General features: G+C 65.1%; 11 protein-coding genes and 1 pseudogene. 7 read left to right on the forward strand and 5 right to left on the reverse strand.

Annotated elements, in window-relative coordinates; translation table 11 throughout:
• Nucleotides 1-23 precede the first annotated feature (23 nt).
• The 5 genes from ACFSC3_RS17970 to ACFSC3_RS17990 all read left to right on the forward strand — a co-directional run bounded on the left by ACFSC3_RS17970 (nt 24) and on the right by ACFSC3_RS17990 (nt 4,918).
• Nucleotides 24-1,748, forward strand: a complete 1,725-nt coding sequence (locus ACFSC3_RS17970; RefSeq protein ID WP_188659520.1) for a type I secretion system permease/ATPase — start codon at nt 24-26, stop codon at nt 1,746-1,748.
• On the forward strand, nt 1,748-3,106 hold the full coding sequence (locus tag ACFSC3_RS17975; RefSeq protein WP_380941568.1) for an HlyD family type I secretion periplasmic adaptor subunit: 1,359 nt from the start codon (nt 1,748-1,750) through the stop codon (nt 3,104-3,106). Before ACFSC3_RS17970 ends, ACFSC3_RS17975 begins: the two co-directional genes overlap by 1 nt.
• Nucleotides 3,107-3,379: 273 nt before the next feature.
• Nucleotides 3,380-3,700 carry a DUF305 domain-containing protein gene (locus ACFSC3_RS17980; protein WP_188660044.1) on the forward strand — a complete coding sequence of 107 codons (321 nt, stop codon included), beginning with the start codon at nt 3,380-3,382 and terminating at the stop codon, nt 3,698-3,700.
• A gap of 77 nt (nt 3,701-3,777) precedes the next feature.
• On the forward strand, nt 3,778-4,227 hold the full coding sequence (locus ACFSC3_RS17985) for a DUF411 domain-containing protein (protein ID WP_229664614.1): 450 nt from the start codon (nt 3,778-3,780) through the stop codon (nt 4,225-4,227).
• A 16-nt stretch (nt 4,228-4,243) separates the two neighbouring features.
• Nucleotides 4,244-4,918 carry a class I SAM-dependent methyltransferase gene (locus ACFSC3_RS17990; protein ID WP_188659522.1) on the forward strand — a complete coding sequence of 225 codons (675 nt, stop codon included), beginning with the start codon at nt 4,244-4,246 and terminating at the stop codon, nt 4,916-4,918.
• 291 nt (nt 4,919-5,209) lie between these two features.
• On the opposite strand, the gene ACFSC3_RS17995 is transcribed toward ACFSC3_RS17990, so the two are convergent.
• Nucleotides 5,210-5,977 (reverse strand): MauE/DoxX family redox-associated membrane protein, encoded by a 768-nt coding sequence (locus tag ACFSC3_RS17995; RefSeq protein ID WP_188659523.1) that lies wholly within the window; start codon nt 5,975-5,977, stop codon nt 5,210-5,212.
• 62 nt (nt 5,978-6,039) lie between these two features.
• On the opposite strand from ACFSC3_RS17995, the gene ACFSC3_RS18000 reads away from it, so the two are divergent.
• On the forward strand, nt 6,040-6,447 hold the full coding sequence (locus ACFSC3_RS18000) for a MerR family DNA-binding protein (protein WP_188659524.1): 408 nt from the start codon (nt 6,040-6,042) through the stop codon (nt 6,445-6,447).
• Between the two features lie 7 nt (nt 6,448-6,454).
• Here ACFSC3_RS18000 and ACFSC3_RS18005 read toward each other — a convergent pair whose 3' ends face one another.
• Entirely contained in the window at nt 6,455-8,383 is a 1,929-nt protein-coding gene (locus ACFSC3_RS18005) for an FTR1 family protein (RefSeq protein ID WP_380941569.1), read from the reverse strand.
• Nucleotides 8,383-9,007, reverse strand: a pseudogene (locus tag ACFSC3_RS18010) (cation efflux transmembrane domain-containing protein). The gene ACFSC3_RS18005 and the pseudogene ACFSC3_RS18010 overlap by 1 nt, the downstream one beginning before the upstream one ends.
• A 79-nt stretch (nt 9,008-9,086) precedes the next feature.
• Between ACFSC3_RS18010 and ACFSC3_RS18015 the strand changes: the two are divergent.
• A complete protein-coding gene (locus ACFSC3_RS18015; protein WP_188660049.1) occupies nt 9,087-9,503 on the forward strand; it encodes a MerR family transcriptional regulator in 417 nt (138 codons plus the stop codon).
• On the opposite strand, the gene ACFSC3_RS18020 is transcribed toward ACFSC3_RS18015, so the two are convergent.
• Together ACFSC3_RS18020 and ACFSC3_RS18025 are read right to left on the reverse strand one after the other, a co-directional pair.
• Nucleotides 9,500-10,540: a retropepsin-like aspartic protease gene (locus ACFSC3_RS18020; protein ID WP_465270260.1), complete on the reverse strand. Its 1,041-nt coding sequence runs from the start codon at nt 10,538-10,540 to the stop codon at nt 9,500-9,502. The genes ACFSC3_RS18015 and ACFSC3_RS18020 overlap by 4 nt on opposite strands.
• A gap of 280 nt (nt 10,541-10,820) precedes the next feature.
• Nucleotides 10,821-11,603 carry a transporter gene (locus tag ACFSC3_RS18025; RefSeq protein ID WP_188659527.1) on the reverse strand — a complete coding sequence of 261 codons (783 nt, stop codon included), beginning with the start codon at nt 11,601-11,603 and terminating at the stop codon, nt 10,821-10,823.
• Nucleotides 11,604-11,864: the final 261 nt, after the last annotated feature.

Below are 11,864 nucleotides of genomic sequence, written 5' to 3' on the forward strand. Positions count from 1 at the left end.
GCCCGGAGCCCTGTCGAACGGCAATGATCGATCAGCCTTTTCGCAGCGGCCCGGTCGCGGCATTCGCGCTGTGTCGCCGCCATTTCGTGGCGGCGGCCGTCTTCAGCGCCTTGGTCAACCTGCTTTACATCGCGCCGACGCTGTACATGTTGCAGGTCTACGACAGGGTGGTCCCGACGCAAGGATTGCAGACGCTCGCATTCGTCACTCTTGCCCTCCTCTTGGCGCTCGCGACGTTAGCCCTGCTCGATCGAATCCGCATCCGGCTCCTGGTGAGGGCCGGCGCCCAACTCGACGCCGTACTCGCTCCCCTCGTCCTCGACGCGACGCTGGGCCGGCCTGACGCACCATTTGCCCGGCAGGCGATCCGGGAGTTCGACGCTCTTAAGGGTACGCTGAGCGGGCCGGGCGTTCTTGCGGTCTTCGACGCGCCCTGGGTACCGATCTACATTCTGGTTTGCTTCCTCGTGCACCCTTTGATCGGACTGTTGGCTCTCGCGGGTGGGTTGGTGCTGCCGGCTATCGCTTGGGCGAATGAGCGTGCCACTCGCACGCGTCTCGATAGGGCGCAGGCGATCGCCAATGCGAGCTATCTGAACCAGGAGGCGCTTCTTGCTGCCGCCGAGAGCGTGCGCGCGCTCGGCATGCGTCGCGCGATGGTCTCTCGCCAACTGAGACATCGGGAGGCCATGCTCGTCGCGCAGACGGGAGCCAGCTTCCAGGGCGGCACTTACCTCTCCGTCACCAGGTTCGCCCGGCTCGCGCTTCAGTCGCTGGCCTTGGGCTTGGGCGCGCTCCTCGCGGTCGACAACCAGATTTCAGGCGGCGCCATCTTCGCCTCCTCCTTCCTGATCGCGCGCGCGCTGGCGCCGATCGAGCAACTTGTCGGCTCCTGGCGACCGATCGCCCAGGCTCGTCAAAGTTTCCGCAAGCTCGAAGCTCTGTTAGCCGACGAGCCGGTCGGCGTTGATGCGACGCGCCTCCCCGCCCCTACTGGCGCACTGGACCTCGAAGGCATTACCGTAATCAACGAGGCTCGGGACAGCGTGGCCCTGAGATCGGTTTCTTTGCGCGTCGCACCGGGTGAAGTCGTCGCCATCGTGGGTCCGAGTGGCGCCGGCAAGTCCACGCTGGCTCGTGTTATTGCTGGAGCGTTGACGCCCGACCGGGGTACGGTTCGCTTCGACGGCGCTGATGCCCGCGACTGGGATCCAGAGCAGATCGCCCGACACCTAGGCTATTTGCCGCAGGATTCGCTGCTCCTCGCGGGCTCGATCTCTGAAAATATCGCTCGGTTCGCCGCAGATCGTGGAGAGGATCGCGCCCTGATCGACTCTGCGGTGATCGCCGCCGCCAAGAAGGTCGGGGCCGATGACCTCATCCGCCGTCTACCCGGCGGCTATGATCACCGTATCGCCCCGGGGGGCCGCGGCCTGTCGGCCGGTCAAACGCAGCGCATCGCACTGGCGCGGGCTGTTTATGACAATCCTTCCATCCTGATCCTGGACGAACCCAATGCCCACCTCGATGCAGAGGGCGATGCAGCTCTGCTTACGGCCTTGACGCAGCTTAAGGCGGAGGGCCGCACGATCCTGGTCGTCTCTCATAAACGGGGTATCCTGCCGGTCGTCGACCGCATGCTGGTCATGCGCGAAGGAGCCATCGAGCTCTTCGGTCCGAGAGATGCCGTGCTCCCCAAGATAGCACCAGCGCGACTGCGCCGAGTGCCGGCCACGGCGAACAGCTGATGACAACAGGCATCCTGCCGCATCCGCACGCTCCTGATCCGCCGTTCCGACAGGTTGCGGATCCGTCACGGGACATTCGAACGGGCGCCCTGATTGCGGCTGGTTTCTTTGGGATCTTTGTGGGCTGGGCTGCCGTCGCCCGGCTCGATGCAGCCGCCTATGCTCCCGGCACGGTGGTGGTATCCGGCCAGCGTCAGGCCGTCCAGCACCGAGACGGCGGCGTGGTCGGCGGCATATTCGTGCGGGAAGGTGGGCGGGTACGGCGCGGCCAGCTGCTGCTCCGTCTCGCCGCCGCTGACGTCCAGGCGCAGGAGCGCGCTCTCGCGTCCCAAGCGATCCGACTTCTGGCGCAACGAGCACGTCTGGAAGCCGAGCAGTTCGGTCGGTCACGCATTACCCCGCCAGCTGAATTTGGGACGCTTCCCGCCGAGGATCGGCCGAATGCCGCACTAGCTTTGAGTCTTCAGCAAACGGAGCTCGATGCCCGTCTGGCGGTGTTAGCCGCGCAACGTGGTGCTTTGCGGCAGCGCGTCGTTCAATCGGGCGAACAGGGGCGAGGCTATGGCGAGCAGGCAGTTGCTGCGCGCGAGCAGCTTCGGCTGATTGATGCGCAGATCGCGGCATTGAAGCCGGTCGCGGAACGCGGTTTCGTGTCGCAGACGCGCATGCGCGAGCTCGAGCGTACTCGCGCTGAGCTTCGAGGGCAGCGCGGTCAATACGTGGCCAGCGTTGCGCAAACACGCGGCGCAGCACGGGAGAACGAGATCCAGGTGCTGGAGGCGGAGCGCAGCTTTCGGGAGCGGACGGCATCGGAGCTGCGAGAAGTGGAAACAGCACTGGGCGAGACTCTTCCCAAGCTGACAGCCGCACGCGACCAGTTAGCAAGGACGGAGATCCGGGCTCCCGCGACAGGCTCGGTGGTAGGATTGTCGGTTTTTACCCCCGGCGGGGTTGTTGCTGCGGGGCAGAAGCTGATGGACATCGTTCCGGAGCGAGCTGCGCTCGTTATTCAGGTGCGGATTGCTCCCGACGATGCCGACGACCTGTCGGTCGGGCAGGAAGCCCTCGTGAAGTTTTCCGGGCTTCACGACCGGACTATGCCGAACCTGCATGGGGCACTGACTAGGCTGTCAGCGGACAGCTTTACCGATGAGAAGAGCGGCCAAAGTTTCTTTACCGGCGAGGTGACTGTTGGTCGCGATCAACTGCGGCTCGTGCAAGCGGTGCGGGGTCGAGGCTTCTCGCTTCGCGCTGGCATGCCCGCCCAGATCCTCATCCCGCTTCGCCGGCGTACAGCGCTCGACTATGCGCTGGAGCCACTGGTGGGCAGCTTCTGGTCGTCCTTTCGGGAGCATTGAGAGTCCGATTTCAGAATGATTCGCATCTCTCGGATGTACGAAAGCTCAATAGCTTCGAAGCCTGAAGCGGAACACTCAGGTTGCAACCGCATTCAGAGCGCTGGAGTGACCTCCAGTTCTGCCAACAGACACGGAGCGTGTCGGCCGGGAAATTACTCGAGGGTTCCTACGCTCCCGCACGTATCCATAAGCAAGGAGACAAACGTGACCAAGCTGTTGACCGCTTTCTTTGGAACCGCCCTCATTGCCGCGCCGGCTGTGGCGCAGGGACAGATGCAAGGCATGGACCACAGCAAGATGCAGGGCATGAACCACGGCGACATGGCCGGCATGATGGCCGGCAATCCCTACGGTCAGGCCGAGATGGACATGCATCAGAAGATGATGGCCGCGAAGCAGGGCGACGCCGCCGAGATGTGGACCCGCAAGATGATCGAGCACCACCGCGGCGCGATTGCGATGGCCCGGATCGCGCAGCGCGACGCGAAGGATGCCGAGACGCGCCGCATGGCCGCGATGACGATCTCGAAGCAGGAGAAAGACATTGCGGAGCTTCAGGCGTGGCTTCGCAAGCACGGCAAGCGCGCGCAGTAAGGCGCGCTGCCCCCGCCCTGCCGATCCCCCCCATTCCCCGCGGCAGGGCGGGGCCTTCCTCCTTCGGAGCTTCGCCCATGACACTCAGCGCCCGCGCACTCGCTGCTGTTCTCCTGATCGCCCTCCCAGGCATCGCGTCGGCTGCGGCCGACATCGCCATGCACCGCGACCCCGGTTGCGGCTGTTGCGAGAAATGGGCTGCGCAGGTGCGCCAGCAGTTCGGCCGCAAGGTGCGCATCGTCGACGATGCGAACCGAATGACGCTCCAGCGCCGCGTGGGCGTACCGGCCGCGCTCGCGTCGTGCCACACCGCCATTATCGACGGCATGGCGTTCGAGGGCCATGTACCGATCGCTGACATGAAGCGCGCTTTGGTAGAGCGCCCCCGCGGAATGCGCGGGCTGGCGGTCGCCGGGATGCCGCTTGGCTCGCCGGGCATGGAAGTTCCGGGCGCGCGATCTCAGTCCTACGACGTGATCGCGTTCGGTCCAGCCGGGCAACGCCGCTACGCCCACCACGGGGCGTGAGGCGAGCGCGAGAGCCGTGGGCGAGCGGCAGTCGCCAGCCCTTGAGCGCGACTTCGTGCCGGCGCTCGGCCGCCCGGAGCTGACCGGCCTTTACGACCGCGCGATTGCGCTACTGACCCGCGAGCGACGCTGGCGAGCGGCGCTCTTGCACCTTGTCGCGCCCGCGGCCGGCGAGACGATCCTGGACGTCGGGTGCGGCACCGGCAGTTTCGCTATCCTGATGAAGCAAAGATGCGCGGACGCGCGGGTGATCGGCGTCGACCCAGACCCGGCAGTGCTGACCATCGCGAGCGGCAAGGCCGAGCGAGCCGGCGTCGCGATCGAAGCGCGGCAAGCGATGGGGGACGAGCTGGCCGCGATCGGCACCGGCCCGGTCGACAAGGCGACGTCGAGCCTCGTTTTCCATCAATGCCCGATGCCGATGAAACGCGCGACCGTCGTCGCCATGCACAGGACGCTACGCGCAAGCGGCGCGCTGTTCGTCGCCGATTACGGCGAGCAGCGCAGCCGCATGATGCGCCTTCTGTTCCGGCAGGTGCAGCGGCTCGACGGCTACGCGAACACGCAACCGAATGCCGATGGCTTGCTGCCCCGCCTGTTCGCCGAGGCGGGCTTTCGGAAAGTCGTCGAGCACGAGGTGATTTCTACGCCGGCCGGGTCGATCTCGCTCTACTCGGCTCGCAAGGCATAGCTGGGACGAGGAAAACGGCGGCGGTTGCCCGCCCCGTCCCCGATCGGTGCTTCAAGTCCGGCATCACGCGCGGGCTGGTGGCTCGTCATCGTGAAACGTCGCGACCGCACGTTCCGCATCACGGGCCTGACCTGGACTAAGACGAAAGACCTTCGCCTGGGGGGACCGCAACCGTCACCTCAGAAAGGATCACCAATCAGGTGCCCACGTTTCGCAAACAACGCGCGACACCGCTGCAATGAAATTCATATTGCAACCGATCATTCCGGCGCCGGCTTTTCACACAGGCTCTCAATGCGCCATCGACAGCGCGGCCGGGGCGAACAGCATCCACAGCGCCATCGCCACCATCATCAGGTTCTCGGTCAGCGAGATGAAGCCCAAGGGCACGTTGCTGCTGCCTCCGACGCACGCGCACTTCAGCTCGCGCTTGTCGAGGTAAACCGCCTTGAACACCGACACCGCTCCGATCGTGCCGATGACGAGTGCCACGGGGACCGACAGCCAGGTCATCGCGCTCGCGATCATCAGCACGCCCGCGCCCCCTTCCGCGAAGGGGTATATATAGCCGTAGGGCACCCAGCGCTTGGCGAGGAGGTCGTAGTTGAGGAACATGGTCGAGAACTTCTCGACATCCTGCAGCTTCAGCAGCGCGAGCACGCACATCGAGAAGGCGATGAACCATTCGCCCGCTCGGATCGTGAAGGGTGTCCCGAGCACGGCGTAGCTGACGGCGAGCGCCATCAGCGCGGTCATCGAGAACACCGCGATCACCGGCTTGTAGCTGGTCTCGTCCTTGGCGGGCACATGGCCGCCGAAGAAGCGGGTCAGGTCGTCGTTACCGCCGACTCGCTCACCGACGATAAAGGTCTGCGGCGTGGTCTTTACGTCATGCTTCGTCTTGAACGCTTCCGTCTGCTCCTTCGTGCGCAGCCAGTGGTCCTCGACCTCATAGCCGTGTCGCTCGAGCTGCCATTTCGATTTCAGGCCGTAGGGGCAGGTGTGCTCGGGCATCACCATGCGGTAAAGCACCGCCTTCTTGGGCGCGGTGGTCGCCATGTGGCTTCTCCAACTGCTTACCCACCCTATATAGAGTCTGTACCATAGTCCGGAGTCAAGGCATGGCGGGCATGACGATCGCGGGGCTTGCGCGCGAAGGCGGCGTGGGCGTCGAGACGGTGCGGTTCTACCAGCGTTGCAGGCTGCTCGCCACACCCGAGCGGCCGGGCGGATCGGGATCGAGCGGCGGTTTTCGCCGCTACGGCGCCGAAGACGTGCGACGGCTGCGCTTCATCCGATCGGCGCAGGCGGCCGGGTTCACGCTGGAGCAGATTAGGGAACTGCTAGCGCTGAACGCGACCGACGATCGAGCCCGCGCACGCCAGCTCGCCAAAGAGCGCGTCGCTGCGCTGGAGGTCAAGATTAAGGAGCTGGAGCGGGTGCGCGCGTCGCTGCGTCGCCTCGCGCGCGAATGCGGATGGGGCTCAGAAGGCCCCTGCCCCATCCTAACCGCGTTCGACGCATCGTAACGCGACCTTACGCAACACGCCGGAGACCGGCCTTCTGCTTCCGCCGGTTCCAAGCGAACCCAATCGCGATGGCGACAGCCACGAGGAGCTGCGCCAAAAACGATTGCCAAGTGGGGAACAGCCCCAACATGGACAGGCGCGGCACGTCCGCCAGCGGCGCGATGTCGATGATGCCGGCTTCCTGGAGGGCGGCGACGCCCTTGCCCGCGAGCACCACTGTCAGCACCGCCATCAGCCATGAGCTGTAGCGGAAGAACCGCGCGATCGGCAGCTTGCGGCTGTAGCGGAGCATGGCCCAGGCGATCACGCTGAGCAACGCGACCGCCGACCCGGCCCCTGCGAGCAACATCGCATTGTCGCCTTGCGCCGAAAGGGCGGCGTAGAACAGGATCGTCTCGAAAACCTCCCGATAGACCACCACGAAAGCGAGCCCGAACAGGAACCAGCCCGACCCGCCGCCTAGAGCCCGCGCCATCTTCTCGCGGATGTAGCGTTGCCACTGATCGGCCTGCGCCTTGCCGTGCATCCAAATTCCGACCGAGAGCAGCACGATCGCGGCGAACAGCGACCCGAACCCTTCCGTTAGTTCGCGGCTCGCACCGCTGATCCCGATCGCATAGGTGGCGACCGCCCAGGTGAGCGCGCCGGCGACGAGCGCGCCGATCCAGCCGCCATGCACATAGGGCAGCGCCTCGCCGCGCTCGGCTTTGCGGAGGAACGCGATCATGGCGACGACGATGAGCAGGGCTTCGAGCCCTTCGCGCAGCAGGATCGTGAACGCGCCCAGGAAGGTGGAGGCTTGCGTGGCGCTATCGGGCGCGAGCGCGGCTTCCGCGTCATCGAACAGGCCGCCCAGCACAGACACCCGTTCGGCGAGATCGTCGGGCGACGCGCCGCGATCGACGGCGGCGCGATATTCGCCCATCGCACCTTCGATCCGGTTCATCAGCGTCGCGTCGCGCGCGGTAAGCGTCGGCTCGACCGGCTCGAACCCGTCGAGATAGGCCGCCAGCGCCAGCTCCCTTGCGCCGTGCGCGTCGCCGCGCCGGGCCGCGTCCAGGCTGGCGGCGAGCTTGGCGCGCGCGACCGCGAGCGAGGCCGGCGCTTGTTGCACGACCGCTTTCGGGTGACGGCGCAAATAGGCCATGACTGCGTTCGCCTTGGCGTCGCCGATCGAGCCGGCGAGCGCGGCCGGGGTGAGCCCGACAAGGGTTTTCAGATCCGGAATACGCTGGCGCAGCGAGGGGTCCGACTTCCACAGCCGCTCGCCATCGCGCGCCTGTTCGTCGGTGAACGCGAACTCCCCGGCGCGGAACGCGACCGCCCAGCGTTGATCGTTCGGCAGATCGGCGAAGCTTTGCATCGCCGTCCCGTCGAGTCCTTGCGTCACCACCTGATAGAGCGCGAACACGCTGCGCTGACGCGCGCGCCCTAGATCCGTGAACGCGATCGGCGGAGTCGAGAGTTTGGCGGCATCGGAGCCATGCCCGTCGCCCGTCATGCCGTGGCAGGCCGAGCAGGTTTGCCGGAACAGGGCTTGGCCCGAAGCGAGGTCCGGGGCCTTGTCCGGCGCGAGCGGCACCGGGAAGGCGCGTAGCAGATCGACCGCGAGCCCGTGCGCGATCGTCGCGACCTGTTCGGCCGAGCCCTTTCGGGCGATCACCGCCTGGAGATTGGCGACCCCCTGGACGAGCGCTTGCCGTTCCGGCTTTGGCGGCAGCGCCTGGAGCCGCGCCGCGACGGACGCGGCGAACTCGTTCATCTCGGCATATTCCGACGCGCTCTTGACCCGGCCACCCTCGACCGCGCCGCCGTAATCCACCGCCATGTAGTCGAGCAGTCGCCAAGCCGTTTGCACGTCGGCGGGTTGGGCCAACGCCGCGGCGGGGAACAGCGCCAGGAGGACGGCCGCGAGCCGGATCAGAAGCACACGCATCACAGCTCCCCCAGCTCGCGCCGCGCGCCGGTGACGATTTCATAGGCGGAGTGGAGGAACAGCAGCGCGATCACGCCGGCGACGGCGAGGTCCGGCCAAGCTTTTCCCGTCCACGCCACCAGCCCGGCCGCGGCGATCACGGCTACGTTGGCGAGCGCGTCGTTGCGGCTGAACAGCCAGATCGCGCGGACATTGGCGTCGCCTTCCCGGAAGCGGGCGAGCAGCAGCGCCGAGCCGACATTGATCGCGAGCGCGACGACGCCGATCGCGCCCATCAGCTCGGCATCGGGCGCGGTCGCGTTGAGCGCGCGCCAGATCGCGAAGCCGATCACGCCGACCCCGAGTGCGCCAAGGAACAGCCCTTGGGACAGGGCCACGCGCGCGCGCCCGCGCCGACCAAGCGAGCGCGAGCAGGCCGAGTAGGCTGATCGACCCATCCCCGAGGAAATCGAGCGAGTCGGCTTTCAACGCCTGACTATCGGCGAGGAACCCGCCGATCAGCTCGGCGACGCCAAAGCCGAGGTTCAGCACCACGACCATGAGCAGGGCATGGCGGTAGGCGGGGTCATGTTGAGCGCGGGCCGGCGAGCCGGTGCAGGCGCAGCTTGCTTCGTTGGACGTCATGGCTACTTCCCTAAAACCTCTAGCTGCTGTAGGAGCAAGCAAAATCTACGACTCGTTCGCATTAGCAGGATCAAAAATGATGACCGCGCCCGTGATGATCGGCCAACTTGCGCGCGCGACTGCGACAAAGGTGACGACCATCCGCTTCTATGAGTCGATCGGGTTGCTGCCTGCGCCGCCTCGCACGGACTCAGGCAGGCGAACGTACGATAGGAGCGACGTTGAGCGACTTCATTTCATCCGCAATGGCAGACGGCTAGGCTTCTCGATCGACGAACTCCGCTCCCTGATCGACTTGCAGGAGAATCCGGTTCGAGATTGCGCCGCAGCATCCGTGATCGCTGCGCGGCATTTGGCGGAAGTGGAAGAGAAACTGTCTCAGCTCGCGGCGCTCCGGGACGAGTTGAAGGTATTCGCGCATAGCTGCAACCGATCAACCGCCGCCGAGTGCAAGATCATTCAGGGCATCGGTGGCATGCGCGCCCAGGCAAACTAGAAATAGTTGGCGAGTGTGAGGTCGCGCTTGGACCCCGTATCGGTCCCAAGCTCTACGCGGGTGCCCGGAAGGCCGTACCGCCATCGCCACAGCGTGCCATGGGTATAATCCGCATCGATGGGATGACCGTTGACTGTGACGATCCGTTCCCCGACCGCCCAGCCGTTCTTCTCCGCGGGGCTGTTCGCCGCGACATGGACCACAGTGAGCGCGGTTGAGGAAGTGGCGACCCCGAGGCCGCTGCGATCCTTCAGCATGGGCAGACGATGACGAGGATCGAGCGGACGTAGCCACACGAATCCCGCCGTCACATCGAACACGACGTCGAATTGCGCGATGAGCGGCAACCCGATGTTGCCGACCGTGCTTGTTCCGAGCCAGTTCCTCATTCCCAGCGTGGGGATGCTCGCAGCGCCCAATCCTTCGATCTTGATGTCGGGGACCGTGAAGATGTCGTTAATCGTGACGCCATCGACGCCGCCAAGCGCCGCAGTCGAAACGGCCTTGCCTTTCAGCAGACCTTGATCGCGGACGTAGGCGGACGAGAGCATCAGCGCCGCGGAACTGCCCAGATCGATCATGAGTGGAACAGGAGCCAAGCCCGCAACGGAGGATCGAATGAATAGCTCCTGCTTCGTTCCCCGCCCAAGCATGACCCGCTTCCAGTCGGAACCGGCCAGAAATGTCCCCGACTTGGCGACCGCCAACCGCCTATCTCCGAAATCAAGCGCGATGCAGCTCCCCTTGAACACATCGGCGCCGAGCAGGATGTCGAGCGGCCTACCGAAGGCCGCTGAAATCGCGCCGAGGTCAGCCACGACGGCGAAAGGCAACCGTCGTGTTTCACGGGCGAGAAGCACGTTGATATCGCGCACCAGCATCACAGGAGCCTTAGCGCTCAGCCCGCTGATCATGCGGCGCTCGCCAGTCAGGCCGAGCCTCGCCGCCAGTGCCGGACTCATGATCGACGCCCCGCTGCCGCTGTCGAGCACCGCTCGCACCGGCACCCCGCCCACGTCCGCGGCGACCAGGAGCATACCGCCCGTTCCGATCTCCAGCGGCTCCCATGCGAGCGGAGACGAACCGAAATTCCACGAGCGCTCGGAAGCCGAACCCGCGAAGGCAGGCGGGCCGATCAAGAGCCCTGCCCCGCCGGCCAGAACCTGCCCACACAAGGACCGCCGGGAAATATCGATCGCTTCAACACGAGCCGTCGCCAACGAGCCGTCTCCCACCTCTCGCCTTAGCGAGCGAGAATCCGATACATGCTCTAGCCACTAGAGGATCAAGGGCTTCGCAGCCCTCTACATGAAACCGTCAGAAGCGTTTTGAGAATCCGGCGGCAACGAAGGGATGAGGCGGTGTCGATCCTGCCACGCCCGTTCCGACGCTGAGATCGAGCTGAATATCGTGCCCGATGATGAAGGCGCCCCCGGTATCGACGATCATCGACGTCTTGCCGTTCTTTTCCTCGGGCGTTTGGACACCCGTATCGACGAGAAAGTTAACGACCTTGCTGGGATTGAAATTGAGCGTCGCGGCGAACAGCCCCGCTGTGTAAGTGCGTCGCAACTCATCCTGATATACACCGACGCCGACGTTTGGATTGAGCGACCATTTGTCCGCGAAGTTCCAGTCCGCCGCCATCCGGAAGTCGCCGGTGGCGCGCGTGTTTCGGAAGTCGCCAGAACCCGAGGGCGGGAACACACGCACGATCGCGCCCACCGAAGGCTGCTTCGATCCCACCGCATCGACAAAGTTGTATTTCAGGCCGATCGATGTGGGCGCCAACCCATGCGAGTGCGTCGTGCCTAGCACGGGATCGACCTGCTTCTCCCAGGTATAGCCGTTGCCCTCGACCCGCACCTCCCATTTTTCCGCAAAGCCATGGCGGAGCAGCGTCGGGATTAAGGTGGTGCGATCGTCGCCACCTTGACGAAACTCCCGCTGGAATGCGGTTTCGATCTGAAAGTGCCCACGTCCGACCGTGGTGCTGCCGTCCGCGATCCCCGGCCGATCGGGATTGATATAATCATCGTCAGGCCCCGCGAGCGCAGGAGTCGATAGCGATGCCAGGCAACCGAACACCAGCCACGTCAACGAGGCTTTCAGTGAAGCACACGGCATAAGGCAGGAGCTCCGATAAGGTGCCTTTCTGGCTTTATAGCGTAGCACGACAAGCCGATTATCAGCTTCGCGCTGCCTACAAACGGTGTCACAACCAGCCGGTTGGACGCCGGCAGCCCGACGCGGCTCCTCGCGTTCTCAAGTGTCAAAACTTCGTCGCGAAGATGGGGGCACCTCAAGGTTTGTGGCACGGACAGCGGTAAGCTGAACAGGTGGCGAACAGGGCGGCTCAGG

It is taken from the genome of Sphingomonas floccifaciens, assembly GCF_042681125.1.
GTDB classification, from domain to species: Bacteria; Pseudomonadota; Alphaproteobacteria; order Sphingomonadales; family Sphingomonadaceae; genus Sphingomonas; species Sphingomonas floccifaciens.

Bases quoted from the DNA above. Each gene is read 5' to 3' on its own strand.
- ACFSC3_RS17975 (WP_380941568.1), top strand. From the start codon at position 1,748: ATGACAACAGGCATCCTGCCGCATCCGCACGCTCCTGATCCGCCGTTC.
- ACFSC3_RS18005 (WP_380941569.1), bottom strand. From the start codon at position 8,383: ATGCGTGTGCTTCTGATCCGGCTCGCGGCCGTCCTCCTGGCGCTGTTC.
- ACFSC3_RS17985 (WP_229664614.1), top strand. From the start codon at position 3,778: ATGACACTCAGCGCCCGCGCACTCGCTGCTGTTCTCCTGATCGCCCTC.
- ACFSC3_RS18000 (WP_188659524.1), top strand. From the start codon at position 6,040: ATGGCGGGCATGACGATCGCGGGGCTTGCGCGCGAAGGCGGCGTGGGC.
- ACFSC3_RS17980 (WP_188660044.1), top strand. From the start codon at position 3,380: ATGCAAGGCATGGACCACAGCAAGATGCAGGGCATGAACCACGGCGAC.
- ACFSC3_RS17970 (WP_188659520.1), top strand. From the start codon at position 24: ATGATCGATCAGCCTTTTCGCAGCGGCCCGGTCGCGGCATTCGCGCTG.
- ACFSC3_RS17995 (WP_188659523.1), bottom strand. From the start codon at position 5,977: ATGGCGACCACCGCGCCCAAGAAGGCGGTGCTTTACCGCATGGTGATG.
- ACFSC3_RS18015 (WP_188660049.1), top strand. From the start codon at position 9,087: ATGACCGCGCCCGTGATGATCGGCCAACTTGCGCGCGCGACTGCGACA.
- ACFSC3_RS18020 (WP_465270260.1), bottom strand. From the start codon at position 10,540: ATGCTCCTGGTCGCCGCGGACGTGGGCGGGGTGCCGGTGCGAGCGGTG.